This window comes from Rhizorhabdus phycosphaerae (genome assembly GCF_011044255.1).
GTDB classification, from domain to species: domain Bacteria; phylum Pseudomonadota; class Alphaproteobacteria; order Sphingomonadales; family Sphingomonadaceae; genus Rhizorhabdus; species Rhizorhabdus phycosphaerae.
Window position 1 is genome coordinate 3,091,317 of record NZ_CP049107.1, and the last position, 23,936, is coordinate 3,115,252.

27 protein-coding genes are annotated in these 23,936 nt (G+C 63.9%); 15 read left to right on the forward strand and 12 right to left on the reverse strand.

Annotated features, from left to right (window positions below):
* Positions 1–35: 35 nt before the first annotated feature.
* Complete coding sequence (pal, locus tag G6P88_RS14390) at positions 36–563, forward strand: peptidoglycan-associated lipoprotein Pal (RefSeq protein ID WP_165323782.1); 528 nt, start codon at positions 36–38, stop codon at positions 561–563.
* A gap of 109 nt (positions 564–672) precedes the next feature.
* On the opposite strand, the gene pstS is transcribed toward pal, so the two are convergent.
* The 3 genes from pstS to G6P88_RS14405 form a co-directional block, all read right to left on the reverse strand.
* Complete coding sequence (gene pstS, locus G6P88_RS14395; protein WP_226946573.1) at positions 673–1,779, reverse strand: phosphate ABC transporter substrate-binding protein PstS; 1,107 nt, start codon at positions 1,777–1,779, stop codon at positions 673–675.
* 87 nt (positions 1,780–1,866) lie between these two features.
* Positions 1,867–2,316: a hypothetical protein gene (locus tag G6P88_RS14400; RefSeq protein WP_165323783.1), complete on the reverse strand. Its 450-nt coding sequence runs from the start codon at positions 2,314–2,316 to the stop codon at positions 1,867–1,869.
* A gap of 88 nt (positions 2,317–2,404) precedes the next feature.
* A complete protein-coding gene (locus tag G6P88_RS14405) occupies positions 2,405–2,770 on the reverse strand; it encodes a DMT family transporter (RefSeq protein WP_345719165.1) in 366 nt (121 codons plus the stop codon).
* On the opposite strand from G6P88_RS14405, the gene G6P88_RS14410 reads away from it, so the two are divergent.
* Positions 2,769–3,410 carry a DUF1345 domain-containing protein gene (locus tag G6P88_RS14410; protein ID WP_165323784.1) on the forward strand — a complete coding sequence of 214 codons (642 nt, stop codon included), beginning with the start codon at positions 2,769–2,771 and terminating at the stop codon, positions 3,408–3,410. The genes G6P88_RS14405 and G6P88_RS14410 overlap by 2 nt on opposite strands.
* Before the next feature lie 21 nt (positions 3,411–3,431).
* Here G6P88_RS14410 and G6P88_RS14415 read toward each other — a convergent pair whose 3' ends face one another.
* Positions 3,432–4,205 (reverse strand): SDR family oxidoreductase, encoded by a 774-nt coding sequence (locus G6P88_RS14415; RefSeq protein WP_165325207.1) that lies wholly within the window; start codon positions 4,203–4,205, stop codon positions 3,432–3,434.
* Positions 4,206–4,230: 25 nt separating this feature from the next.
* The gene (locus G6P88_RS14420; protein WP_165323785.1) at positions 4,231–5,157 is read right to left on the reverse strand and encodes an SDR family oxidoreductase; all 927 of its coding nucleotides are present in this window, start codon (positions 5,155–5,157) and stop codon (positions 4,231–4,233) included.
* Between the two features lie 197 nt (positions 5,158–5,354).
* On the opposite strand from G6P88_RS14420, the gene G6P88_RS14425 reads away from it, so the two are divergent.
* Positions 5,355–6,164, forward strand: coding sequence for an SDR family oxidoreductase (locus G6P88_RS14425; RefSeq protein ID WP_165323786.1), 810 nt, complete (start codon positions 5,355–5,357; stop codon positions 6,162–6,164).
* Positions 6,161–6,640: a VOC family protein gene (locus tag G6P88_RS14430; protein ID WP_165323787.1), complete on the forward strand. Its 480-nt coding sequence runs from the start codon at positions 6,161–6,163 to the stop codon at positions 6,638–6,640. The genes G6P88_RS14425 and G6P88_RS14430 overlap by 4 nt, the downstream gene beginning before the upstream one ends.
* Before the next feature lie 515 nt (positions 6,641–7,155).
* On the opposite strand, the gene G6P88_RS14435 is transcribed toward G6P88_RS14430, so the two are convergent.
* Together G6P88_RS14435 and G6P88_RS14440 are read right to left on the reverse strand one after the other, a co-directional pair.
* On the reverse strand, positions 7,156–7,680 hold the full coding sequence (locus tag G6P88_RS14435) for a VOC family protein (protein WP_165323788.1): 525 nt from the start codon (positions 7,678–7,680) through the stop codon (positions 7,156–7,158).
* Positions 7,677–8,516 (reverse strand): sugar phosphate isomerase/epimerase family protein, encoded by an 840-nt coding sequence (locus tag G6P88_RS14440; protein WP_165323789.1) that lies wholly within the window; start codon positions 8,514–8,516, stop codon positions 7,677–7,679. The genes G6P88_RS14435 and G6P88_RS14440 overlap by 4 nt, the downstream gene beginning before the upstream one ends.
* A 71-nt stretch (positions 8,517–8,587) precedes the next feature.
* Between G6P88_RS14440 and G6P88_RS14445 the strand changes: the two genes are divergently transcribed.
* From G6P88_RS14445 to G6P88_RS14460, 4 genes are read left to right on the forward strand one after another with little or no spacing between them, the layout of a single operon-like run.
* Positions 8,588–9,808 (forward strand): aromatic ring-hydroxylating oxygenase subunit alpha, encoded by a 1,221-nt coding sequence (locus G6P88_RS14445; protein WP_165323790.1) that lies wholly within the window; start codon positions 8,588–8,590, stop codon positions 9,806–9,808.
* A 22-nt stretch (positions 9,809–9,830) separates the two neighbouring features.
* The gene (locus G6P88_RS14450) at positions 9,831–10,991 is read left to right on the forward strand and encodes an acyl-CoA dehydrogenase family protein (RefSeq protein ID WP_165323791.1); all 1,161 of its coding nucleotides are present in this window, start codon (positions 9,831–9,833) and stop codon (positions 10,989–10,991) included.
* Complete coding sequence (locus G6P88_RS14455; protein ID WP_165323792.1) at positions 10,991–11,305, forward strand: Rieske (2Fe-2S) protein; 315 nt, start codon at positions 10,991–10,993, stop codon at positions 11,303–11,305. Before G6P88_RS14450 ends, G6P88_RS14455 begins: the two co-directional genes overlap by 1 nt.
* Positions 11,298–11,930 (forward strand): FMN-dependent NADH-azoreductase, encoded by a 633-nt coding sequence (locus G6P88_RS14460; protein WP_165323793.1) that lies wholly within the window; start codon positions 11,298–11,300, stop codon positions 11,928–11,930. The genes G6P88_RS14455 and G6P88_RS14460 overlap by 8 nt, the downstream gene beginning before the upstream one ends.
* Here G6P88_RS14460 and G6P88_RS14465 read toward each other — a convergent pair.
* Positions 11,876–12,388, reverse strand: coding sequence for a MaoC family dehydratase (locus G6P88_RS14465; RefSeq protein ID WP_165323794.1), 513 nt, complete (start codon positions 12,386–12,388; stop codon positions 11,876–11,878). The genes G6P88_RS14460 and G6P88_RS14465 overlap by 55 nt on opposite strands.
* An 86-nt stretch (positions 12,389–12,474) precedes the next feature.
* On the opposite strand from G6P88_RS14465, the gene G6P88_RS14470 reads away from it, so the two are divergent.
* A complete protein-coding gene (locus G6P88_RS14470) occupies positions 12,475–13,326 on the forward strand; it encodes an acyl-CoA thioesterase (protein ID WP_226946574.1) in 852 nt (283 codons plus the stop codon).
* 15 nt (positions 13,327–13,341) lie between these two features.
* Here the strand turns inward: G6P88_RS14470 and G6P88_RS14475 are convergent, their stop codons facing one another.
* The 3 genes from G6P88_RS14475 to G6P88_RS14485 all read right to left on the reverse strand — a co-directional run bounded on the left by G6P88_RS14475 (position 13,342) and on the right by G6P88_RS14485 (position 15,876).
* Positions 13,342–14,922: a PepSY domain-containing protein gene (locus G6P88_RS14475; protein WP_165323796.1), complete on the reverse strand. Its 1,581-nt coding sequence runs from the start codon at positions 14,920–14,922 to the stop codon at positions 13,342–13,344.
* Between the two features lie 57 nt (positions 14,923–14,979).
* Complete coding sequence (locus G6P88_RS14480) at positions 14,980–15,399, reverse strand: DUF2946 family protein (protein ID WP_165323797.1); 420 nt, start codon at positions 15,397–15,399, stop codon at positions 14,980–14,982.
* 69 nt (positions 15,400–15,468) lie between these two features.
* Positions 15,469–15,876, reverse strand: coding sequence for a GtrA family protein (locus G6P88_RS14485; RefSeq protein ID WP_165323798.1), 408 nt, complete (start codon positions 15,874–15,876; stop codon positions 15,469–15,471).
* Between the two features lie 180 nt (positions 15,877–16,056).
* Between G6P88_RS14485 and G6P88_RS14490 the strand changes: the two genes are divergently transcribed.
* The 6 genes from G6P88_RS14490 to G6P88_RS14515 all read left to right on the forward strand — a co-directional run bounded on the left by G6P88_RS14490 (position 16,057) and on the right by G6P88_RS14515 (position 23,202).
* Positions 16,057–17,259, forward strand: a complete 1,203-nt coding sequence (locus tag G6P88_RS14490) for a hypothetical protein (protein WP_165323799.1) — start codon at positions 16,057–16,059, stop codon at positions 17,257–17,259.
* 63 nt (positions 17,260–17,322) lie between these two features.
* Complete coding sequence (locus G6P88_RS14495; protein WP_165323800.1) at positions 17,323–18,303, forward strand: class I SAM-dependent methyltransferase; 981 nt, start codon at positions 17,323–17,325, stop codon at positions 18,301–18,303.
* 246 nt (positions 18,304–18,549) lie between these two features.
* Positions 18,550–19,992, forward strand: coding sequence for a UbiA family prenyltransferase (locus tag G6P88_RS14500; protein ID WP_206335781.1), 1,443 nt, complete (start codon positions 18,550–18,552; stop codon positions 19,990–19,992).
* Positions 19,993–20,001: 9 nt separating this feature from the next.
* Positions 20,002–21,336, forward strand: coding sequence for an FAD-binding oxidoreductase (locus G6P88_RS14505; protein ID WP_165323801.1), 1,335 nt, complete (start codon positions 20,002–20,004; stop codon positions 21,334–21,336).
* Positions 21,336–22,067: an SDR family oxidoreductase gene (locus G6P88_RS14510; protein ID WP_165323802.1), complete on the forward strand. Its 732-nt coding sequence runs from the start codon at positions 21,336–21,338 to the stop codon at positions 22,065–22,067. The genes G6P88_RS14505 and G6P88_RS14510 overlap by 1 nt, the downstream gene beginning before the upstream one ends.
* 52 nt (positions 22,068–22,119) lie before the next feature.
* On the forward strand, positions 22,120–23,202 hold the full coding sequence (locus tag G6P88_RS14515) for a hypothetical protein (RefSeq protein WP_165323803.1): 1,083 nt from the start codon (positions 22,120–22,122) through the stop codon (positions 23,200–23,202).
* A gap of 52 nt (positions 23,203–23,254) precedes the next feature.
* On the opposite strand, the gene G6P88_RS14520 is transcribed toward G6P88_RS14515, so the two are convergent.
* Positions 23,255–23,908, reverse strand: a complete 654-nt coding sequence (locus G6P88_RS14520) for a 2OG-Fe(II) oxygenase (RefSeq protein ID WP_165323804.1) — start codon at positions 23,906–23,908, stop codon at positions 23,255–23,257.
* Between the last annotated feature and the right edge of the window lie 28 nt (positions 23,909–23,936).

The window sequence follows — 23,936 nt, forward strand, 5'->3', positions numbered from 1 at the left end:
TATTCAACCGTAACCAGCTGAGGAAGGAGATTTAGATGGCGCGTACGACCCTGAAGATCGCGCTCGTGTCCGCGCTGGCACTGAGCGTTGCGGCTTGCTCGAAGAAGAAGCCGGAAGAACTGCCCCCGCCGCCGCCGACCACCGCGCCGGCTCCCATGCCTGAGACCACTCCCCCGCCGCCGCCGCAGACCGGCCCGGTTCCGGGATCGCGCGCCGACTTCCTGGCGCAGGCCGGCACCGACACCGTCTTTTTCGACACCGACTCCTATGACGTCGATGCCGAGGACCAGGCGACGCTGAGCCGCCAGGCCCAGTGGCTGGCAAAATACCCGAATGTCTCGGTGACGATCGAGGGACACTGCGACGAGCGCGGCACGCGCGAATATAATCTCGCCCTCGGCGAGCGCCGTGCCAATGCCGCCAAGAACTATCTGGTCAGCATCGGCGTGCCGGCATCGCGCGTCTCGGTGATCAGCTACGGCAAGGAACGCCCGCTGGCGACCGGTTCGGACGAAGCCTCCTGGGCGCAGAACCGCCGCGCGGTCACCGTCGTTCCGAACTGATCGGACCGCAGGGATGGCAGGGCCGGGCGTTCCGCTCCGGCCCGGACCACAATAAAAGGGGCCGCCGGCACTGCGCCGACGGCCCCTTTTTCATGAAGGCAGAGCCCGCTCAGGGCGCCGGCGTGTAGAGCGGCTTGCCGTCCGGCCCGGTGATCGTTTCGGCCCATTGCTTGCGGACCAGCCCCTTCACCTCGGCGGGCAGCGGGACATAGTCGAGCGCGACCGCCTCGGCATCGCCCTTGCCCATTGCCCAGTCGAAGAAGCCGAGTGCGGCCTTGGCCTTGGCGACGTTTTCCTGCTTTTTGTGGAGCAGGATGAAGGTCGCGCCCGTGATCGGCCAGCTCTTCTCGCCCGGCTGGTCCAGCAGCAGCAGATAATTGCCGGGTGCTGCCGCCCAGTCGGCGCCAGCGGCGGCCGCGGCGAAGCTCTCGGCCGACGGTGCGACGAAACCGCCCGCCGCGTTCTGCAGCAGGACGTGGCTCATCTTGTTCTGCTTGGCATAGGCATATTCGACATAGCCGATCGACCCTTTGGTCTGGCCGACGAAGGCGGAGACGCCGTCATTGCCCTTGCCGCCGATGCCGGTGGGCCAGGACACGGCGTCGCTCGCGCCGACCTTCGATCCCCATGCGGGACTCTTCGCGGCCAGATAGCTGGTGAACAGGAAGGAAGTGCCCGATCCGTCCGAACGGTGGACGACGGTGATCGGCAGCGCGGGGAGCTTCACGCCGGGGTTGAGCGCGGCGATGCGCGGGTCGGTCCATTTGGTGACCTCACCCAGGAAGATCGCGCCGAGCAGTTCGCCCGACAGGCGCACCTGACCGGGGGTGATGCCGGGGATGTTCACCACCGGCACGACGCCGCCCATCACGGTCGGGAACTGGTAGAGGCCGGCAGCGGCGAGTTCGTCCGCCTTGAGCGGTTTGTCCGAGGCGCCGAAGTCGACGGTGTTGGCCTTGATCTGCTTGATTCCGCCGCCCGAGCCGATCGCCTGATAGTTCAGGCCGACGCCGGTCTGGGCCTTGTAGCTTTCCGCCCATTTTGCATAGAGCGGCGCCGGAAAGGTCGCGCCCGCACCGGACAGGGCGCCCGCTGCTGCCGCCGATCCGCTGCCGGTGGCATCGTCCTTCTTCGTCTGCTGCCCGCAGCTCGCGATCAGCAGGGCCATCGCGGCGACCAGTGTCGCGCGCATGGGGTTGAGGAAGCTGGTCTTCATCGGGATGGCTCTCCTTCGATATCGTGCGACAGCATAGGCGGTCGCGTCGGGCGCTTCCATGACAGAGATGGAATAGCGCTGGTCTGTTCAGTCGAGGCTGGTGAGATGGTCACGCAATGCACGCGCATCGTGCAGCGCATTGTGCGGAACGGCGCTGTTGCGCGCGGTCGAGAAGCCGGGCGTGCGATGGAATTCGAAGCGCATGTGGCGGACGTCGACGATCTCTGTCTCTCCCACCAGCAGCAGCCGGCAGAACAGCGCGATATCTTCGGGCCAGTCGGCGACGATCACGGGATCGGGATCGCCCGCCAGAAACGCTGCGACGTCATGCGCGGCTGCGATCCGGTCGAGCCGGTTGTAGAGCATGCGCGGCACCGACTCGAGATAGGGGACGACATGCTTCTCGACCCAGGGGTGATAGGGCGCGTCGGTCGGGATCACGACATAATAGTCCTGGTCGCCATATTCGGGCACCAGCGCCAGACTCAGCAGGTCGCCGCCGAAGCCGTTGAACTCGGTATCGAGAAAATAACGCATGACACTCCTGATGCGCGGCCGGGGGATCGCCGCTCAGGCCCGGCATGCCAGCCCGGAGCGCCGGCTGGCAAGGGGCTGACGGTTTTGCTCAGTGGGCGACGAATTTGAGTCCGGCGATGCAGGCGACGATCGTCAGCAGCAACAGGATTCGGATGCTGGTCGCAGGCTCGCCGAACCAGATCATCCCGACCAGAACCGTGCCGATCGCACCGATGCCGGTCCAGACCGCATAGGCCGTGCCCATCGGAATCGACCGGCTCGCCACCTCGAGCAGGCCCATGGACAGGGTCACCGAGACGAGAAAGGCGATCGTCCAGGGAATGTTGCGGAAGCCGTCGACGAAGCGCAGGCAGGTGGTGAAGCCGACTTCGAAACAGCCGCCGGCAATGAGCAATATCCAAGCCATGGATGGGCCATAGCGGCCGGGGCGGGGGCAGGCTAGAAGATCGTCCATGTCGTTCCGCCTCGCGCTCGGTCACCATGTCGCTCCGCCGCGCTTCCTCGCCTTTCTCCTACTGTCGGCTGCCGTCTTCTGGCTGGCGTTCGACCGGCTGGGCTGGTCGCGCGCGGCGCTGGTGGGCTTCGACGCTGGGGCAGCGTTGTTCCTGCTTTCGGTCGTTCCGCTGCTCGCCAAGGATCCGCCCGCCATGCGCGACGCGGCCGAACGCAACGACGCCAATCGCGTGACACTGCTGGCGGTAACCGGTACCGTTTGCGTGACGATATTGGTGGCGGTCGGCTTCGAACTCGCCGGCAAGGGCGAGCTTCATGCCAGCGGCACCGCGCTGGTGATCGTCACGCTGCTGCTCGCCTGGCTGTTCAGCAACATGATCTATGCGCTGCACTATGCGCATCTTTATTACAGCCAAAGGGACGGACGCGATGCGCGCGGGCTCGATTTTCCCGGTGATGACGACCCCGATTATTGGGACTTCGTCTATTTCGCCTTCACGCTGGGGATGACTTTCCAGACGTCAGACGTCGAGATGAGCGGGCGGCACATGCGGCGCGTGGCGATCGCCCACTGCGTCGCCGCCTTCATCTTCAACATCGGCGTGCTGGCCTTCACGATCAACATCCTCGGCGGCGCCTGAACGCCGCCGGACCGGACCGCGTCAGAACGGCCGGATCGTCACGCCATTGTCGACGACGAGTTCGGCGCCGTTGACGAAGCGGGATTCGTCGGAGGCGAGGAACAGGACCATTGCGGCCACGTCCTCGGGTGCGCCCTTGGCGCCGGGCGGCAGCACGCCGGTGGCGACGGCCTGGACCTGACCGACGCGGCCCTCGGCTTCCTGCACCATCGGCGTCTCGATCGCGCCGGGATGCACCGAATTGCAGCGGATCTTATAGCCCTTCTCCTGGCACATCACCGCGATCGACTTGGTCATCGACCGCACCGCGCCCTTGGCGGCGGAATAGGCGAAGAAGATCGGATAGCCGAGCAGCGCGCCGGTGGACGACATGTTGATGATCGAGCCGCCATCGTTGCGGTTCATCAGCGGGATCGCATATTTGCAGCCGAGAAAGACGCCCTCGTTCATCACCGCGTTGACGAAACGGAACTGGTCGAGCGAGGTGCCCTCGACATCGGCCGACAGCACGACGCCGGCATTGTTGACGAGCACGTCGAGCCGGCCGAAGCGATCCTCGATCGCCTTGATCGTCGCGATCCACTGGTCTTCGGAGGCCACGTCGAGAACCATGGCGACGGCGCCATTGCCGATTGCCTCGGCTACCTTCTGTGCCGGCTCAAGCTTTACATCGGTGACGACGACCGTCGCGCCCTCGCGCGCCAGCGCCTCGCAATCGGCCTTGCCCAGGCCCGATCCGCCACCGGTGACCAATGCCACCTTGCCGGCCACGCGGCCGCCACGATCCTGTCCCATCAATCTCTCCATCGTCGGCCAGCCTTCAGGCCGCGCCATTTTCCGCGAAATAATCGGGCATGCCGCCCGGCCACACGACGCCCCACTGCGCCTGGCCGCCGTCGATGATCATCAGATCGCCATTGATGAAACGGCCCGCCGGAGAGGCGAGATAAGCGATGGCCTCTGCCACGTCCCAGGCATTGCCCCGGACCTTCATCGGATTGGCCTTGTGGAAGCGAACCAGCGCCTCTTCGGGATAGACGCCGAAGCCCTCGGTCTCGATCACACCGGGGCCGATGCAGTTGACGCGGACCTTGAACGGCGCCCATTCGGTCGCGAGCGTCTTCGACAGATAGATCACTCCGGCGCGCGCGGCGCAGGTGTGCGCCGCCTGCGGCATGCCGCGCTCGACATTGGCGACGATGTTGATGACATGGCCGGGCGTATCGCTGTCGCGCCAGCGCTTGGCCGCCTCCTGCATCATCCACCAGGTGCCGTTGAGATTGGTGTCGATCACCGCCAGCCAGCCCTTGCGGCTGAAGTCGATCGCATTCTGGGGAAACTGGCCGCCGGCATTGTTGACCAGCGTGTCGAGCCCGCCCATCCGGTCGTAGATGTCTGCGATCAGGGCCTCGCAGGCTTCCGGGTCGCGGATCGTCATCGACGCGGTCATGATCTCGCGGCCGGTCGCTTCCTTGATCTCGCGCTGGACGGTCTCGAGTTTTTCGGGGCTGCGGCCGCAGATCGCGACCTCTGCACCCAGGCGCGTCGCCAGGAAGGCGGTCGCCTTGCCCATGCCGCTGCCGCCGCCGGTGATCAGGATACGATGGCCAGCGAGCAGGTCAGGCCGGAAGACGGTCTCCTGCGTCGCGAGCTGTTCCGTCACCAGGCCGCGCTTGGGGCGGGACGGGTCGTTGGGGTCCGGGCGTACATGGCCACTCGTCGCGGCCTCTGGGCGATTGGCATCCATCGATTTTTCAGGCTCCTCCAAGCAAGGCTTAGCATCGCGCGGAAATAAAACAATCACAATTGTCTTTTTTAGGGAGCCGGGCCTTTTCCCGCAGAATACCGCAGCAAAGCGCGCTTTCCGGGCGGTAGGTGTCAGCCCATCAGCTATTGAAAAAGGCAGTCATGCCTGTTTTTAATGATAGGGAGAGGAGAGCGGAAATGGCGAATCTGGACGGTAAGGTCGCGGTCGTAATGGGGGCGGCCGGGCGGGGCAACATGGCGCAGTCCATTGCCCGCAGGCTCGCGGCCGATGGCGCGCGACTCGTGCTGGCGGGACGCGATCCCGAGCCGCTCGCCGAACTGGCGGAGGAGCTGGGCGGTCTTGCCGTGGGCCAGTGCGATCTGACCAGCGAGGCGGACCTGGCCCGCCTCGGCCAGGCGGCGGTCGATCGCTTCGGCGGTGTCGACATTGCCGTCAACGCGACCGGCTGGGGTCTGCTCAAGCCGTTCCTCGACACGACCAAGGAAGAGATAGAGCGCATGACCGCGCTCCAGTTCACTGGCGCGATCCTGTTCTACCAGGCGATGCTGCGCGTCATGCGTGACGGCGGCTCGCTGGTCCAGATCAGCTCGGCCACCGCGACGATCATGCTTGAGGACCATGCCGCCTATATGGGCACCAAGGCGGGGGCCGATCATGTCATCCGCTGCATCGCCAACGAGTTCGGCCATCGCGGCATTCGCGCCAATTCGGTCGCCCCGGGCTTCACCGTTACGCCGATGACGGCGAAGGCGGGGCGCAATCCGGCGATCATCGAGACCTTCGCCAGGGAATATCCGCTGGGCCGTGTCGGAACGAGCGACGACATCGCCGAGGCGGTGGCCTGGCTGGTGTCCGACGCCTGTTTCATGACCGGGCAGACGCTGCAGGTGAATGGCGGCGTCACGCTGCGGCGCAATCCGCGCAATGCCGAGATCGTCGACGCCGTGATGGCCGCGCGCGCGGCTGCTGCGGCCGCGAAGCCATGATCCGCGGCGTCCATCATCTGGCGGTGTCGACACCCGACATAGACCGCTTCGTCGATCACTATGAACGGTGGTTCGGCTTCGAGCTATGCGGCGGTGGCGGCTGGGAGGTGGGCAACGACCGCGTCGACCGGATGGTGGGGCTGAAAGATAGCGCTGCGCGCTATCAGATGATCCGCCTCGGCAATCTCTATGTCGAGGTTTTCGAATATGCGGCACCGCGCGGCGAGGCGGTGCGGCCGCGCATGTGCGACCACGGCATCATCCATCTGTGCCTCTATTGCGACGACGTCTTCGCCGAATATGAGCGGCTGTCGGCGCTGGGCATGGAGTTCACCGGCCCGCCCGGCGGATCGGCGGCGACGCGCGCGACCTATGGCCGCGACTGCGACGGCAATGTCGTCGAACTGCTGCAGATCGTGGACGATGGGTGCGGCTTTGGGTTCGGCAAGGCGAAGGCGCTGGAGCCGTCGGCTTAGGGATATTCGCGCTCGGTTTTTGCCAGGCGAAGTCGAGTGGCATCGGCGCGCCAGCGTGTCTCGCTGCCTCCACACGAATGGGGTGGCCGGTTCCCCCACCTCCCCGTCATTCCCGCGCAGGCGGGAATCCAGCCGGACGCCTGGCGTGAACCTCTGTCGGTTCGGAGTTCGTTCGCCGGTGGATTCCCGCCTTCGCGGGAATGACGGTCGGGGAGAGTCAGGGCGCGCACCTCTCCCGAGCCTTGGGTTTTCGCCTGAGTCTCGGTTGGGAAGGGTGAGCGGCGCTATCCCAGCTCGCATGGCACGAACGGAGTGGCGCGCCTCCTCGCCTCCCCGTCACTCCCGCGGAGGCGGGAATCCACCGGGATGCTCGGCGTGAACCTCTGCCGGTTCGGAGTTCGTTCGTCGGTGGATTCCCGCCTTCGCGGGAATGACGGTCGGGGAGAGTCAGGGCGCGCGCCTCTCCCGGGGTTTTGGTCTTCGCCTGAGCCCCAATGGGAAACGCGTGAGTGGCGCTATCCCAGCTCTCGGATCAGAGTCGCAGGATCGCGGTCCCAGCGTTCGGCGGCCTTGCGCACCGCGCCGAAGAAGGCGCGGATCGCGGGTTTGTCTTCGACGATCTCGATCATGTGGCCGAGCGTGGCCGACGTGTCGACATAGGCATAGCGCATTGGCCCGAACAGGCCGTCCGCCGCGACCTCGAATCCCTGGCCGACATAATGGGCGAGGTCGGCGTCATAGTCGCCGGCGATGAAGGCGACATGGTGGAAACCGGTCTGTCCGGTGGCGACCGTGTCGCGATAGGCCGAACGCGTGTCGTCCAGCTGCTCGACCAGTTCGATCTGCACGTCGCCATGCTGCGCGACCGCTGTCGAGAAGCGGGTGGTCGATGGAGCTCCGCGATAGCGCGGCTGGTCGAGCTTCAGGTCGCGGTTCACCAGGAAGGGGCCAATACCCGTCGTCGCATGCCAGCGCCGTGCGGCTTCGATCAGGTCTGGCACGACCCAGGCATATTGGATGATCGTCGGCTGGAAACTCATCGGCCTGCATCCTTGCTATCGAGCGAGGTCAATATCGATCGCGCCGCATCGACCGCTTGTCGCGCCCGGCCCAAACCATCGACTCCCGCCTTGCGGGCCGCCTTTTGTGGCACTTCGACGTCGATCACCGTGCCCGGTCGAAGCAGCGGCAGCACCTCGCGCAGCGGGAAGGCCCCGCTGCCCGGCAGGCCCCGCTCGAAAATCGCCTCATGCCAGCGATCGTCCTCGGCGATCTGGAGCGGACCGTCGCAGATCTGGAAATAGCCGATCAGGTCGCTGGCCTCCGCCACGTCCTCGACCGTGCCTCCGCTGCGAACGAGGTGAAGCGCGTCGCACACCATCGCCAGATTGTCGCGCTCGACGCGCCGGATGATGGAGGCGGCATGGGCCACCGATCGCACCGCCGAGAAGGCGTTGGGTTCCAGCCCCGGCACAATGCCGAACGGCGCCGCGCGGTCGCAGAAGTCGCGCAGCCAGCGAACGGCTTCGTCATCGTCCAGGCCGTGGACATGCACCGTCGCCTTGGTCGCGCCGAGCGCCTGTCCCACCGCCAAAGCCTCCTCGAAGGCCGGGTAGTCGGGCTTGCCGTCGATCGGAAAGAACTCGATGTTGCAGAGAGATACGCCCGCGCTGGCGAGCGCGTCGCGCACCACCGAAATATCCGCCCGGCCGACGCTGGGGAACATCTGCCGGCCTTCTTCGGGCACATGGGTGAAAAGGCAGACATGATCGCAGCCCAGTGTGCCTGCGATCTCGATGAGCTCCAGCGGCGTCGCGTCGAGCACCGTCAGATGGTGCAGCGAAAGCGGGGCATTGGCCAACAAAAAATCATTCATGATTGTTTTTATGCGCAGCTGTGTTAGGGCGAGTCAATCGAGAGATCACAAGGACCGACGGGACAGGATCGATGGACGGTATCAGTCGCGGCAGTGCGGTGGAAGATTACGCACGGATGGACTTCGAACGGGGCCGCAAGGCCGCCCCCGATGGCTTTCCCAGCCTGCCGGACATCCCAGGCAAGCGCTATGTCGATCCTGAGTTTCTTGCGCTCGAGAAAGACTCGATGTGGAAGAAGGCTTGGCTCTATGCTGGCCATGTTGATCAGGCGCCCAATCCGGGCAGCTGGTTCCTCACCCGCAACACCGGCTCGCCGATCATCATCGTTCGCGATCTGGGCGGCGAGATTCGGGCCTTCTACAACACCTGCCAGCATCGCGGCGCGCCGCTGGTCACCGAGGATGCCGGCGAATCGCGCGGCTTCGTCTGCGGCTATCATGGCTGGAGCTACACGCTTGACGGCAAGCTGACGGCGGTGCGCGACCGGCGCGACTTCGTCGATCTCGATTTTTCCTGTCGCTCGCTGATCCCCGTTCGCTGCGAGCGGCTCGGCAGCCTGATCTTCGTCAACGAGGATCCCGACGCACAGCCCCTGCTCGACCATATCGGCCCGATGGCGAAGGAGCTCGACCAGTTCCAGCTCGACAATCTGCGCCTGGTTGACAGCCGCAGCTACGATGTCGGCTGCAATGTGAAGGTGCTGCTCGACGCCTTTCTCGAAGTCTATCACATCAAGTCGATCCACCAGAAGACGGTCGACCGCTTTCTCGACCATCGCGGCATGATCGTGACGCTGTGGCCGAACGGACATAGCCGGATGGTGACGCCCAATGCGCGGCCCGACTGGAAGGATCCGGGCACGCTCGGCATGCCGAAGATCCCGACGGTGACGGACCTGCCGGCGAATAACAATGTCAGCTATCACATCTATCCCAATTTCGTGATGCCGCCGTCCGACAGCGGCATCCCGATCCTGCAATTCTGGCCGACCGGCCCCAAGACCTCGCGCGTCGTGTCGAGCTGGATCGGGCCGGATCACGATCCCGCCAACCCCCACCCGATGTGGGAGACGCGGATCGATAACTGGACGCGGATTCTCTACGAGGATCTCCAATATGCCCCGCAGATCCAGGAATCGCTGGAGAGCGACGGCTTCCGGGGCATGCCGCTCAACTATCAGGAGCGGCGCATCTATCACTGGCATGAGGAGCTCGACCGCCGCATCGGTCTGAACCGCGTGCCGGCCGATGCGCGGGTCGAGCAGGTGCTGCACGACTGGGTCACGCGCTGAGTCTATTCTTGGAGGGATTATCATGGATTTCAGGCTCACGCCCGAGCAGGAGGAACTGCGCGAGGCCGCTAGAACTTTCGCGCGCGCCGAACTGCCCGCCATCGCGGCCGAATGCGAGCGCGACAACAAGCCGCCGAGCCATGAGCTCGTGCACCGCTTCGCCGAGATGGGCTTTCTCGGCATCAATGTGCCGGCCGAACTGGGCGGTCTCGGGCTGGGCAATCTCGAGGCGTTGATCGTCCTCGAGGAGTTCGCCAAGATTTCCTCGGCGGTCGCTTTTCCGATCTTCGAATCCTCGGTAGGCCCGGTGCGGGCGATCGAGCATTTCGCCTCGGACAGCCTGAAGCAGCGCATCGTCCCTGCCGTGTGCAAGGGCGAGATGGTGGTCGCGATCGGCATGTCCGAGCCCGATGCAGGCTCCGCCTTGACCGACCTCAAGACCAAGGGCGTGGTCAAGGGCGACAAGCTCGTCCTCAACGGCACCAAGCGCTGGTGCTCGGGCGGCGGTCATGCCGATGCCTATCTCGTCTATTGCCGCCTGTCCGACGATCCGGGGCCCAAGGCGATCGGCGCGGTGCTGGTCGAGAAGGACACGCCGGGTTTCACCTTCGGACCGAACGAGCAGCTGATGGGCTTCCGCGGCGTCCCCTCGGCCGACCTCAATTTCGACGACGTCGAAATCCCGCTCGACAACATTGTCGTGCCGGCGGGCGGCTTCAAGAAGCTGATGGAGACCTTCGACCTCGAACGCTGCGGCAACGCCACCATGGCGCTCGGCCAGGCCTCGGGCGCGCTTGAGGACGTCACAGCCTATGTCCAGGAGCGTCGCCAGTTCGGCAAGCCGATCGTCGAGTTCCAGGCGGTCCAGCTGAAACTCGCCGAGATGCACATGAAGGTCGACGCGGCTCGCCTGCTGATCTGGCGTGCGGCGGCCAATGCCGAGGACGGCCTGCCGTCGATCCTCGACAGCTCGACCGCCAAATGCTTCGCCAACTCGATCGCGCGCGAAGTGGCCGGCGACGCTGTCCAGCTGATGGGCGCCTATGGCTATTCCAAGGACTTCCCGATGGAACGGCGACTGCGCGACAGCTGGGGCTGGGGCATCGCCGGTGGCGCGATCGACATCCAGAAGGTCAACATAGCCTCCGCGCTGCTCGGCCGGCGCTTCGACCAGAGGCGCTGATGGCGCTCCAGCGCGTCGCCGCTCTGGCGGAGGTCCCGGAAGGGGGCAACAAGGCGTTCGATGCCTGCGGCAAATCGGTGCTGCTCTGCCGCACCGCCGCCGGGGTTTTCGCGGTCGAGAATATGTGCAGCCATGCGCTCGCCCATCTCGAGGGCGGCAAGGTCAAGGGGCCGCACATCTTCTGCCCGCTCCATGGCGTGCGCTTCGACATGCGCACCGGCGAGCCCAATGGCACGCTGACGCGCAAGCCGATAACGGTCTTCCCGGTCAGCGTGGAAGGCGACGACGTCCTGGTGGAGTTGCCCGATGCCTAAACTGCTGCACCTGGACGCCAGCCCGCGTGGACCCCGCTCGCGGTCGAACATGGTCGCCGAGCGGCTGCTCGGGCAGCGGCCGGACATCGAGGTCGAATATCTCAACCTGTTCGAGGCCGAGCTTCCGGCCTTCGACGGCGCCACGATCGAGGGCCGTTATGCGCTGATCGCAGGCGAGGCGGTCGATCCTTCGGTCGAGGCGCAATGGGGCGCGATCGGTCGGCTGATCGAGCATTTCCTGTCGTTCGACGGCTGGGTGATGACGGTGCCGATGTGGAATTTCGGCATTCCCTATCCGCTCAAACATTATGTCGATCTGGTCACGCAGCCGGGGATGAGCTTCCGCGTGGTCGACGGGCAGGGCGAAGGACTGGCGGCGGGCCGCAAGGCGGTGCTGATCACCTCTGGCGCGCTCGACATAAGGCCCGGAGGGCCGATGGCGGCGCTCGATCATCAGCACGCCTTCCTGACCGGCTGGCTGGGCTTCATCGGCGTGACCGACATCGAGACGATCCACGTCAAGCCGACCTTCGGCCCGCCCGAAGCGGTCGAGCCGGTGATGGCGGCGGCCTATGCGGAGGCCGATGCACTCGCCTCGCGGCTGTTCCGGCCGGATCGCGTATAGACCAGGTTGATGCTGGTGAAGCTGACCGCCTCCTCGCCGCGCTGGTTGATCACCGCGTAGCGGGTGATGGCCGTCCCCCGGTCTTTCCGCGAGGTCGACGGGCGCAGCTCGACGATCTCGGAGGTGACATGGATCGTGTCGCCCGCACGCACCGCCTTCTTCAGCCGGAACTCGTCCCAGCCGATGCCGCAGACGAAGTCGATGTCCGAATTGATCTCGTGGTCCATCTGACGCCACAGCGCCAGCACATGGATGCCCGACGCGATCACCTCGCCGAACACCGACTGGGTGGCGAGTTCGGCGTCGCTGTGGAACCATTGCGGGTCCCACTGCCGGGCGAAGTCGAGCATCTCCTCGCGCGTCACCGTGCGCGGCGCCGAAACCCGTCGCTCACCGACCGCCAGATCCTCGAAGCAGCGCGTCGGGCGCACGGGGGTGAAGGCAGCGGGTTCGGACATGTCGGCTCTCCTGTTCTTTTTTCTCTTTCCCCCGGACGGCGGCTTTTGCCAAGGCTGTCGGCCCGACAATGGCAGGGCGGCATCGCGTGAGGCACAGATTTTCCGATCTCTTCGACTTCGGCGAGGGGCCCGATGGTGCCTTGCGCGCACCGGCTTCGGGTGGGCCGCTGTTCCGCCTCTATGGCGGCCAGGTTCTGGCCCAGGCGCTGGCGGCGGCCCAGTCGACGGTATCGACGGAAAAGCTCGCCCATAGCTGCCACGCCTATTTCGTTCGCGCCGGGCGGACGGACCAGCCGATCGACTTCACCGTCTTGCGTGATGCCGACGGACGCAGCTTCTCCGCGCGGCGGATCGAGGCACGGCAGGACGGCGCACTGATCCTGACCATGTCGGCGTCGTTCCATGTGCAGGAGGAGGGCGCTTCGCACGGCGCCGTGATGCCGGACGTGCCCGATCCCGAATCGATCGTGCCGCAGGACGACGTCATCGCCGAGGCGCTGCCGCACATGCCTCCCCACCGCACCGTCTTCTGGGATCGGGACATCGGCATCGATTATCGCGCGGTCGAGCCCTTCGTGACGATCGACCCGCCGCGCGAACCGGCGCGTCGCTCCTTCTGGTTCCGCCTGCGCGACCCGATGGGCGACGATCCGGCCGAACATCAGCGGATGCTGGCCTTCGCCTCCGATCTCTACATCATGCACACCGGCCTGCTGCCGCTCGGCATCAGCTGGTCGGCGCATGACCTGCAGGATGCGAGCCTCGACCATGCGATCTGGTTCCACCAGCCCTTCCGCGCGGACGAGTGGCTGCTCTATGCGATGGACAGCCCCTATGCCGGCGGCGCCCGAACGCTCGGGCGCGGCACGATCTTCGACCGGTCGGGACGCGTCGTCGCGTCGGTCGCGCAGGAAGGGCTCATCCGCATCGTCGGCTGAGCCCCATCCGGGGGATCAACGCCTGCTGCGGCGCAAGCGCAGATACAGCTGCAGCCCGATCGCGCCCATGAAGATGAGCAGCGCGATCGTGAAACCGCCGACGACCGCGTTCATCCCGATCTTGCCCAGGGGGAACAGGAAGTTCCACTTGTGGATGAAGCTGAAGGCATAGCGTTCAGGCATCTGCCAATGCTCGACCCGGTCGGCGAGCGCGCCGGTCGCGGTGTCGACGAACAGGGTCGCATCCACCGGCGCGGCATAGTCGACGCGCCAGACCGGAAGCCGCTTGTTGCGGAAGTCGTAATCCGGGCCGAACCGCGTCACGAGCCGGATGTCGGCGATCTTGTCCTCGCCGACACCGGAGTAACGCGCGGCGAGCATGCGGGCGATCTCGCGGTCACCTTGCGCCGCCGCCGCACCGGTCTCCGCGTCGATGTAGAGCGCCGGGCCGGTCGGCTGAACGCCCTCGAAGCGGGCGGTGCGGATTTCCATCGCGGTCTTCGGCATCGCATGGCCCATATGATCGCCATGGCCTGCATGATCCGCTTTGGCGGCGGGGGCAGCCTGGGCGCCATGATCATGCTCGCCCTTGGGCATTTCGTCGTCGCGCGCGAGACCCAGGCGATAGAGCGGCCGCCCGCCCGCACCTTCGACCAGCGACAGCGAATCCACCTTCAGACCCCGGGTCAGCGCCGACCATTGCGCGCCGATCGGAAAGCGGCCCGCGCTCAGGTCGATCGGTGCGGCCATGCGCATCTGGCCGGCGGGCGGAGCGATCGCGCCCTGCACGAGATGATAGATGCCGCTGAGCGAGAACATGATCAGTGGGAGGGCGAGCACATAGCCCATCATGCGGTGCCAGCCCTTCGCGCCCGGCAGCCGCTTCCGGCGTCGGACCGTCACGAGCATCGCGATACCGGTCAGCGCCAGCGCGGCCAGACTGCCGACCATCGCGCCTGCTACCACGACCTTGAGCCATGCCATCGAAGGCGGGACCCATTCCCAGCTGTGCAGCGCGCGGAAGATCGACTGCAACCAGTCCTTGGTGGGGTTGTTGACGGCGGCAAGGCTGCTCGTTTCGGTGTGGACATAGGCGGTCAGCCGGTCGTCGCCTGCGAAGCGGACCTTCCAGACCGGCAGCAGGCGGTTGACCCAGCCATAGTCCGCGTCGAAGTCGGTCTGGAGCGTGATGGACGCGATCGGGCGCTCTTCCTTCAGATAATAGCGCGCCAGATATTCTGCCTGTCGGGCATCCTGTCCCGGCATCTCCCGCGCCGACGCCGGGTCGAAATAGCGTCGCTGGCCGGCCGGATCGGTCGTCACCTGGAGCAGGCTCTTGCCGTCATCGGCGACCGTTTTGACGGCGACGGCTTTGGCTATGCCGGCCTTTCCCAGAATCTCGGTGACGGGTTCCGTGCCTTGGAGGTCGAGCGGCGCGCGCGGCGGCATGAACTGCGCCTGCTGCGGTCCGAACAGCACCATTGCGATGTGCGTCAGCCCGGACAGGCCCCAGAGGAACAGGCTGATTCCGCCGATGAGCGCCAGCCAACCATGTTTGCCGAGCGCCCAGCGCCCGGTCTTCGTCTTCCAGCTCATGTTATCGTCCTTCGTCGATCGTCGTCGGCCGGCTCTCGAGCCGGCGGTGTCGGAGGATCAGACCAGGACGGGGGGACCCGTGGCGGGAGGCCTGGCCGCGCGATAGCGGTTCCGCGCGATGGTTGCGACCATGGCTGGGGCGATCGGGGTTGCGTCGAGCTGGGCCGAGACGATCGGCGGAGCGGGCAGAAGCGCGGCCATTGCCGAACCGGCAAAGGCGCAATGCGGCAAGGTCGCCGCGCGCGGGTCGTCATCGTCATGACGATCTGCGCTCCCGGCTATCGCCGCCATCTTCGCATAAAGGGGATCGGACGGGTCTATCGAGGCCGTCGCCGGCCCGCTGCCGGAACAGAGGATGATGCTCAGGCCATTCTCGCCGACCCGCGGCATGAAGCCCTGCGGCGCAAGGGCGCCGAACATCAGGCCGATCAGCATGAGCGGCACGATGCGCGTCCAGAGATGTCGGACCCTTCCCATAATCGCCCGGTAGAGCCGGCATACCGCCAACTCAAGGCGCCTTTAACGGATGCGGCAGATGGGACAGGCTCAGCGGCTGGCGAAGACGAAGCGCTTGTCGAGCTGATATTTGAGCAGATGGCCGAGGGCGAGGCCGAGCGCCGCGCCGACATAGCGCATCGCTTCTCCGGCGAAGAGCAGGTGGAACAGATATTCGACCGCGACGAACACCAGCGTCGTGATGCCGCCGAGCACCGTGTAGAGCGTGAACAGCCGCGCATCGTGGAACAGCCCGCGCGAGGCGAAGGAGAAGACGAACAGCTTTTCGAGCAGATATTTGACGGGCAGCACCGTCGCCAGCCCGACGATCATCGACAGCTCGACGTAGAAGCGCCCTTTGTAGACGGCGACGCTTGCCATCTGCGCGCCGATGTTGAGCAGCGCCGCCATGCAGGCGATCGCGATATAGATCGCCACCGGGCTCACCCGCCGCTCCATTTGAACTCCCCCGGCGGCAGGATGGCCGCACCGGCGCTCTAGGGGGCGCCTGCGCTGCGGGCAAGCGCACATGAGGAGATGTGGTGACGCCCCAAAGGCTGATCTTGATTAGTCATTGTTTTCCAGCCAACTCCCTTTCGAACGGGCAGGCGTACGCTGGGGCGTCGGGGGAGTAATGGTATGAAGGAAGCGATAGCCGCATTGGGGCGTGTGGAGCGGCTGGCAGCCCTTGCGACATTGGTCATATTTGCTGCCTTCGTGATCTATAGAATACCGTTGGGTTATAGCCACGATGGAGACGCCTATGGCATGCTCGGCGCTTGGCAGCGGATGCATGCCGAAGGTCGCTATGTGCCGTCTCGGCCTCCCGGATATATCGTTGCCGAATTCCTGATCGGCTTCGCCGCCTCGATCGGGGGTGCATGGCTCAGCAATACTCTCATCGCGATATTGTCGATATTTTCGCTGTACTTGACCTTCGTCTTAGCTCGGGACCTCGGGCTTGATAAGCCATTGCTGTTGCCGGCTCTGATGGCGGCAAGTCCCTATGTCATGATAGCTTCGTCCAGTTCCATGGACTACATGATTTCCTATGTATTTTTGATAGGTGGGATGGTTGTCTGTCTGCGCGGTGGTCTGCTGTGGGGAATCTTGTTTCTGGCAATTGCAGGGGGAGCCAGGCTTACAAATTGGACCCTCGCATCTGCCTTTCTCATCTGGCTCAGCTTTCAGAGGCGGGATGAAAAATGGTGGAGGTTGGTCGCGATCCTGACCTTCATCACGGGACTTTTCTATGTGCCCATCTGGATATCATCTCATCTTACGATGAACTGGCTTCGTGCCGGACTTCCGGACGATCAGGGCTTAATTGGTCTTGTTGCTCGATTTTTCTATAAAATTGTTCAGCCTTTTGGTTTTATCGGTACCGGATTTGCATCGATATTGATTTCCATGAAAGGCCGTAATCTATGGGCGCGTCGAAATGATCCCGTCTTCTTGCTTGGCTTTACGCTAACGGGAATAAATCTTATTATCTTCGCGCGGGCGCCGATAGAGATTTACTATTTGATCTATGCGATCCCTTTTCTGGGACTGATGCTGCTGCGTGCGGAAGCATTCTCGGCCGTCCTTGTTCTCATTTTTGGCGGTTTGATCGCGTCGTTCGTACACCTCGATCTGATCTCGATCCGCTATGAGGATACAGGAATATGTGGGCCTTTGTTAGCCAACGGTGCGCGTTTCGCGCCGAGCGTGCGAGAGGGCGTGTTGATCGCTGAAATTCAAGACAGCATCCGCTGGGACCAGTGCAATAATGTGCGGCCGGGGCTGATGGAACCTTATGGTTCTCACAACGCGCCGTTGCCTATTCCGAACATCAAATAGGCATTCGTAAAATGCCTCATTAAAACTGAATACCTTTCTCTTACTTCTACTGGGAGTTTTAAAATGGCTACCTATGAAGGGTACGATAGTACGCTGATAGAAGAGGCGGCAGCCTTTAACGGTCAGATAAATGAGAGGCTGAAGGGTGGTCATGTTCCGGATATTAGAAATGCTCCGGATTGCGATTACTTTTATAACAACCCCTGGAGAAGAAAATATTTCGTCGATCTAGATTTTGGCGAGCAGTTTGAGATAATATCTAAGTCTATTTCGTGTCATACAGTGAGCCACTGTAAACCACCCCGTATTTTAGAGATTGGCTGCGGTCCTGGCTATATGAGCTTGGAGCTGGCTAGGTATGGGTGTGACGTAACAGGGCTAGATATTTCCGACGACTGTATTTCGGCGGCAAGAAAAACTGCTCAGAAATTTTCGCCCGATATATTTACAGAGAATTTGCAGTATATTTGTGATGACTTGTTTAGTTTTTCCCGAAAATCAGATTCTATGTTTGATGTAGTTTTGTTCGTAGGAGCGTTGCATCATTTTGCGGATCAACCAGCGGTTCATGAGGCTGTTGGGCGGTTAATGAAAAATGATGGCATTCTGATATGTCATGAGCCGTTGAGAGACAGGGTAACTAAAAGAAATGCCATCGCAAATTTGCTTGTAACAAGGCTTCTTGAAGCATCTGGAAATTATTATACTGCTCTTCCGAGCGACTTTTCTAGCAAGATAAATTATGATGCAGATAGAAAGTTTATGCAGCTTAGGTATGAGCTAGAGGATGGTGAGAAGGCCCAATCCGTGAATGACAATGAGGCTGGATTTGGTGAAATATTTCCGCATTTAAATGAGCGATATGAACAGTTAGAATTCAATTGGCGCTATGGATTGTTTCATGAAATAATCGGAGGATTACGGTTTTCAGATCGTCGTCTTGAGGCGTCTGTTGCTCGATTTATAAGGGATATAGACCTTATGATGTGTGATAATAATATGATTGACCCGACTGAGTTTTATTATGTCGGAAGAAAAATATAATCTTATTGATTAAAATTTAATCATAAGGGAAATTCACTATGAGCGATCATTTGCTAGATCGGATCGGAATAGATGATCTTTCTATGGCAAAAGAATTGTTTAGGGAAAATGGCTATCGTGGTCCGTCGCCACGCGAGTATTACGAGAAAATATTCGTGTAAGGCGGAATTATCTCAAGTTTATATTTTTTTCTGGTGGCTTGTCTGCTGTTGTAGATGTAGTGCTAGGCAATATTGAGGAGCGGACGTGGACAAGGAAGTCCTGCCGATCTTAGCGGTCGACCTCGACGGTACCCTGTTGCGTTCGAACATGCTCTACGAGAGCTTCTGGTCGGCGATGGCGCAGCGGTGGACTGTGCTGTTTCAGCTGCTCATGGCCCTTCCCGGCGGCCGTTCCCGGATCAAGCATGTGCTGGCCGAACATGCCCGCATCGATCCTGCGACGCTGCCTTATGATCAGGGGGTGATCGACCATATCCGCGGCTGGCGTGCGCGCGGTGGACGCGCGGCGCTGGTAACCGCTACCAGCGACCGTCTGGCCCGATCGATCGCGGATCATCTCGGCCTGTTCGACGAGGTCATGGCATCGGGCCGCGACGAGAATCTGAAGGGCGAGACAAAGGCGCGCCGCCTGTGCGAGCGCTACGGAGAGGGCGGTTTCGTCTATATCGGCGACAGCCCTGCCGATCTGCCGGTATGGGGCAAGGCGCGCATGGTGATCGCCTGCAATCCCGGCCGCAGCCTCTCCGGGCGACTTGCCGGCCTCTATCCGGGGCACGAAACGCTGTCCCGCCCAAAGGCGCGCTTCGCCGATTATCTGCGCGCGATCCGCGTCCACCAATGGGCGAAGAATCCGCTCGTCTTCCTGCCGATCATCGGTGCGCATCAGTCGGATCTGGCGACGTTGCGCGCCGGCCTGATGGCCTTCTTCGCCTTCTCGCTGATCGCCTCGAGTGTCTATGTGCTCAACGACCTGCTCGATCTCGGTGCCGACCGCGCTCATCCGCGCAAGCGGCTGCGGCCCTTCGCGGCAGGTACGATCCCGATCGAGCATGCCAGCTGGATGGCGATCGGCCTGTTCGCGGGTGGCGTCGCGGTCGGCGCGGCCGTTGGCCCTTCCTTTCTCGGCGTGCTGCTCTTCTACCATGTCGCGACCACCGCCTATTCGCTGTGGCTGAAGCGCAAGGTGGTGATCGATATCTGCGCGCTTGCCGGCCTCTACACGCTGCGTGTGATCGCGGGGGCGGTGGCAGCGCAGGTTCCGCTGTCGATGTGGATGCTCGCCTTCACCCTGTTCCTGTTCTTCTCGCTGGCGGCGATCAAGCGGCAGGCCGAGATCGTCGACAGCATCGCCGATGGGGGCCGCGCGATGCATGGGCGTGGCTATGAAAGCGGCGACCTCGCGACGGTGTCGCAGATGGCGATATCGTCCGGCTATGTCGCGGTGCTCGTCCTCGCCCTCTACCTGAATTCGACCGCCGTCGACCGGCTCTACGCCTTTCCGGAACTGCTGTGGGGCAGCTGCGCGATCCTGCTCTACTGGATCAGCCGCATGGCGATGGTCGCCAATCGCGGCAACATGCACGACGATCCGATCGTGTTCGCGGCGACCGACCGGGTCAGCCTCTGCTGCGCAGCGCTGATGGTGATCGTCGTCGCGGGCAGCGCGACCGGCTTCGGCCTGTTGTGATCCATCGCGGTGGCTGATCGGGTCGAGCTTACCGGCTGGGGCCTCTATCCGCGCCGGCCGACACGCCTGCGCCGCGCGGGCAACGCCGCCGCCATTGCCGCTCTGCTCGATCCGGCGGGGATGATCGCTCGTGGCAATGGGCGTGCCTATGGCGATCCGGCGATCGGCCTGTCGACCACGATCGACATGCGCCGGCTGGACCGGCTGATAGCCTTCGACGACGCGACCGGCCTTCTCGTCGCCGAGGCTGGGCTGACTCTCGCCGAGATCATCGACATCTTCCTGCCGCGCGGCTGGTTCCCTGCTGTGACGCCCGGTACCAAATTCGTCACGCTCGGTGGAGCCATCGCCGCGGACGTTCATGGCAAGAACCACCATGGCGAGGGCAGCTTCCGCCGCCATGTCGCCTGGTTCGACCTGCTCGGCCCCGATGGAGTCGAGCGCCGCTGCTCGTCGGACGAGCATGCCGAGCTGTTCCACTGGACAATGGGCGGCATGGGCCTGACCGGCACCATCCTGCGCGCGGCGGTGTGGCTGCGCCCCGTCGAAACTGCCTGGATACGTCAGCGGACGATCCCGACCGCCTCCTTGGCCGAGACGATGGACGCGTTCGAGGCCAATGCCGCCGCGACCTATTCGGTCGCCTGGATCGATACGCTCGCCGCTGGCAGGTCGCTCGGTCGTTCCATCCTCATGCTGGGCGAGCATGCCGGCGTCGACGAGCTGCCGTCCCCCCTGGCCGCAAACCGCTTCGCGCGCCGTCGCGGCCCGACCCTCGACGTACCGCTGACCCCGCCGATCAGCCTCGTCGGCGGGCCTGTCATACGCGCTTTCAACGCGCTCTATTACGCTAGGAATCGCAGCAAGGCCGGCAACTCGCTCGTCTCCATCGACAGCTTCTTCTACCCATTGGACGCGATATTGCGCTGGAATCGCATCTATGGCCGGCGTGGCTTCGTCCAGTTCCAGTGCGTGCTTCCCCTCGCCGCTGCGCAGGCCGGGCTGACGACGATGCTGTCGCGCATCGCCGCTTCCCGCACCGGCTCCTTCCTCGCCGTGCTCAAGCGCATGGGGGCAGAGGAGGGACCCTTCTCCTTTCCGATGGAAGGCTACACACTAGCGCTCGATTTCCCCGTCGGACGGCGGACCGAAGCGCTGACGGCCGAGCTGCGGGCGATGACCCGCGATCATGGCGGACGGCTTTACCTTGCCAAGGATGCGCAGATGACCGAGGCGGAAATGAGCGTGCTCGACCCGCGCGGGCTCGCCTTCGCGCGCTGGCGGCGGGAGCACGGCCTCGCCGGGCCGCTGCGGTCCCATCAATCGGAAAGGCTCGGACTGTGATGCCTACGCTTCTCGTTGTCGGTGCAACCTCGGACATTGCCGAGGCGACCGCTCGCCGTTTCGCCGCTGCCGGCTACGCGCTGCAACTCGCCGGGCGCGATAAAGCCGCGCTCGCCGCCATTGCCGCGGATCTGGAACTGCGCCACCGGGTCGCCGTGACCGTCCACCGGTGCGACGTGGTCGAGGCGGAGGACCGCGCGGCGCTGCTTGGCGGTCTGCCGGTGCTGCCCGACGCGGTGGTCTGCGCCGTCGGCCTGCTCGGCGACCAGCGGGAGAACGAGACCGACTCCGTCGCCGCCGAACGGGTCATGCGCGCCAATTATGAGGGGCCGGCCCTGCTGCTCGGCAGCCTTGCGGAGGCCTTCGCTGCGCGCGGCACCGGCGTGATCGTCGGCATCAGTTCTGTCGCGGGTGAGCGGGGGCGGGCATCCAACTATGTCTATGGTTCGGCCAAGGCCGGGATGACGGCCTTTCTCTCGGGTCTGCGCAACCGCTTCGGCAAGACGGGCGTCCACGTCGTTACCGTCCTGCCCGGCTTCGTCGACACGCGCATGACAGCGGGGATGGCCGTGCCGCCTGCGCTCACCGCCAAGCCGGAGGAGGTCGCTCAGGCCATCTGGCGCGCGGTCGAGCGTCGGAAGGACATCGTCTATGTCCGTCCCATATGGCGCTGGATCATGGCGATCATCGGGGCGATACCCGAAGGGCTGTTCAAGAAGCTGAGCATCTGACGGTCAGAGGACGGGGATGGACCGGGTGGGGATTGCACAGAGGCTGGGCCAGATGGCGGTGCGGTATTTCCTGCCGCTGGCGCTGCTGTCGTTCGCAATCGGTTCGCTCGCCAATCTCTATTTCTGGCTCGGCGCCGAGCGGCCTTTTGTCGGCCCCTGGCTGCTCAAGCAGTTCTACGTCAATTATGTCGATTTCGGCTTCGCCAAGCGCGCGCTGGTCGGAACGCTCCTCTATCCGCTCTTCTCCGCGCCGGTCGCGGATGCGGTCGCGGGGGCTGCGATTGCGACGGGGCTGTCGCTCGCGTTCTTCGCGGGGCTGATCCTGCTGCTCGACCGGTTCCATGCCCGGCCCCTGCGTACGGGGGAGGCTGGGCTGGGCGCTTGCGTGCTTGCAGCGCTGCTACTGTCGCCTGCGGGCCTGATGGAGATCGCGCATGACATCGGCCGCTATGACGCGCTCAACATGGTGCTCCTCCTCATCGCCGTTGCGCTGGTCCTGAAAGGGCGTCCGCATCTCGCAGGGGTGCTGTTCGGTATCGCCGGCCTCGTTCACGAAGCCGTCTTCTTTTACGGCGCGGGCCCCCTCGCCGTCTCCCTGTTCGCGACGCGCGCGCGTCCGGTCGACATGGCCGCCTGCCTGGTGCCCGGCGCGCTCGCGCTCGCTGCGGTCGGGCTGTGGGGCAATCTCGATCCGGCGCAGCTGGCGCTGCTCGATGCCCGCCCGGGCAGCGGCACGACCGTCTGGTCACGCGGCGTGATCGAGGTGCCGATCGCGCTCAAGCCCTATGAGCAGGCGGCGCTGGCCTTCTACACGCTGGCGCCTTTCGTCCTGATCCTGGCGGTCCTCCGCCACAACCGGGCCAGCCTGTGGCGCTATTTCCTGCCCCCGGCGACGACGCTGCTGCTGTTCCCGCTCGGCTTCGACTATTTCCGCTGGGCGAGTCTCGGACTCTTCGCCGTGGCGCTGACGCTTCTGATCGGCTCCAGTCGCCTGAACTGGCGCTTGCCGCCCGTCTCGGCGGCTCTCGCGGTGGTCTTCCTGCTCTACTGCCTGCCGCTCGGCCCGCTGGGTACGGCACATCCGCTGCCCTTCCTCGAACTTCTGTGGCTGCACTTCACGGGTTGGGGCGGGTAAAGCCTTCGCGTCGGGAGCGGGGTGGCCGGCGCGAAACGAATTGCAGTGTCGATCAGTCTGCCCCGCCTTGATACCAGCAGTTGATGGCGAAGCGCGACTGGGCAAAGCTGCCACCTGGACACTGCACGGGGCAGACCTCGTGCGGTACCCACGCGGGGAACAGCAGCAGGCGATCGTTGGCCGGCTCGATATCTTTGCAATTCCCGCCCTGCTCGACGGGCAGGATCGAATGGAACCGCAAGGCGCCGCCCGTGAAGATCCTCGGCACGGCATGGAAATAATAGACGCCCGTCACGACCCGGCGTGTCCTTGGCGCCGTTGCGCCGACGAACGTATCGATATGGCGGCGATAGAAGTCGCCGTCGCCATGTGCCGCCAATTCCAGTGACAGGCTCTCCGGCACGAACGGCGCAATGCCGAGGTGTGACAAGGCGCGGGGCAGCATGGCGAGAAAGGCCTTTTCGAGGTCGTCGCGCAAAGCCCCGAAGTCGCGGATCGTGCGCGACCGGCGGATATGCTGATGCACTCCGGCCGACTTGCTCTCACTATGGCCGACCATCGAGCTGGCAAAATCTCCCTCGCGTTCCACGGCGAAAGCCAGCAGTCGTGCTGCGAGATCGGCCCCGAACGCGTCGTCGATCACCAGATGCGGCGGCAGCCCCGAAAAGGCGGAAAGCGGAGTTGCGGAGACGGCGGCTGTTGTCATCGATGGGGCGTCGGCTGGATGGAAGGAA

Bases quoted from the DNA above. Each gene is read 5' to 3' on its own strand.
- pal (WP_165323782.1), top strand. From the start codon at position 36: ATGGCGCGTACGACCCTGAAGATCGCGCTCGTGTCCGCGCTGGCACTG.
- pstS (WP_226946573.1), bottom strand. From the start codon at position 1,779: ATGAAGACCAGCTTCCTCAACCCCATGCGCGCGACACTGGTCGCCGCG.
- G6P88_RS14400 (WP_165323783.1), bottom strand. From the start codon at position 2,316: ATGCGTTATTTTCTCGATACCGAGTTCAACGGCTTCGGCGGCGACCTG.
- G6P88_RS14410 (WP_165323784.1), top strand. From the start codon at position 2,769: ATGTCGTTCCGCCTCGCGCTCGGTCACCATGTCGCTCCGCCGCGCTTC.
- G6P88_RS14405 (WP_345719165.1), bottom strand. From the start codon at position 2,770: ATGGACGATCTTCTAGCCTGCCCCCGCCCCGGCCGCTATGGCCCATCC.
- G6P88_RS14415 (WP_165325207.1), bottom strand. From the start codon at position 4,205: ATGGGACAGGATCGTGGCGGCCGCGTGGCCGGCAAGGTGGCATTGGTC.
- G6P88_RS14420 (WP_165323785.1), bottom strand. From the start codon at position 5,157: ATGGATGCCAATCGCCCAGAGGCCGCGACGAGTGGCCATGTACGCCCG.
- G6P88_RS14425 (WP_165323786.1), top strand. From the start codon at position 5,355: ATGGCGAATCTGGACGGTAAGGTCGCGGTCGTAATGGGGGCGGCCGGG.
- G6P88_RS14430 (WP_165323787.1), top strand. From the start codon at position 6,161: ATGATCCGCGGCGTCCATCATCTGGCGGTGTCGACACCCGACATAGAC.
- G6P88_RS14435 (WP_165323788.1), bottom strand. From the start codon at position 7,680: ATGAGTTTCCAGCCGACGATCATCCAATATGCCTGGGTCGTGCCAGAC.
- G6P88_RS14440 (WP_165323789.1), bottom strand. From the start codon at position 8,516: ATGAATGATTTTTTGTTGGCCAATGCCCCGCTTTCGCTGCACCATCTG.
- G6P88_RS14445 (WP_165323790.1), top strand. From the start codon at position 8,588: ATGGACGGTATCAGTCGCGGCAGTGCGGTGGAAGATTACGCACGGATG.
- G6P88_RS14450 (WP_165323791.1), top strand. From the start codon at position 9,831: ATGGATTTCAGGCTCACGCCCGAGCAGGAGGAACTGCGCGAGGCCGCT.
- G6P88_RS14455 (WP_165323792.1), top strand. From the start codon at position 10,991: ATGGCGCTCCAGCGCGTCGCCGCTCTGGCGGAGGTCCCGGAAGGGGGC.
- G6P88_RS14460 (WP_165323793.1), top strand. From the start codon at position 11,298: ATGCCTAAACTGCTGCACCTGGACGCCAGCCCGCGTGGACCCCGCTCG.
- G6P88_RS14465 (WP_165323794.1), bottom strand. From the start codon at position 12,388: ATGTCCGAACCCGCTGCCTTCACCCCCGTGCGCCCGACGCGCTGCTTC.
- G6P88_RS14475 (WP_165323796.1), bottom strand. From the start codon at position 14,922: ATGAGCTGGAAGACGAAGACCGGGCGCTGGGCGCTCGGCAAACATGGT.
- G6P88_RS14480 (WP_165323797.1), bottom strand. From the start codon at position 15,399: ATGGGAAGGGTCCGACATCTCTGGACGCGCATCGTGCCGCTCATGCTG.
- G6P88_RS14485 (WP_165323798.1), bottom strand. From the start codon at position 15,876: ATGGAGCGGCGGGTGAGCCCGGTGGCGATCTATATCGCGATCGCCTGC.
- G6P88_RS14490 (WP_165323799.1), top strand. From the start codon at position 16,057: ATGAAGGAAGCGATAGCCGCATTGGGGCGTGTGGAGCGGCTGGCAGCC.
- G6P88_RS14495 (WP_165323800.1), top strand. From the start codon at position 17,323: ATGGCTACCTATGAAGGGTACGATAGTACGCTGATAGAAGAGGCGGCA.
- G6P88_RS14510 (WP_165323802.1), top strand. From the start codon at position 21,336: ATGCCTACGCTTCTCGTTGTCGGTGCAACCTCGGACATTGCCGAGGCG.
- G6P88_RS14515 (WP_165323803.1), top strand. From the start codon at position 22,120: ATGGCGGTGCGGTATTTCCTGCCGCTGGCGCTGCTGTCGTTCGCAATC.
- G6P88_RS14520 (WP_165323804.1), bottom strand. From the start codon at position 23,908: ATGACAACAGCCGCCGTCTCCGCAACTCCGCTTTCCGCCTTTTCGGGG.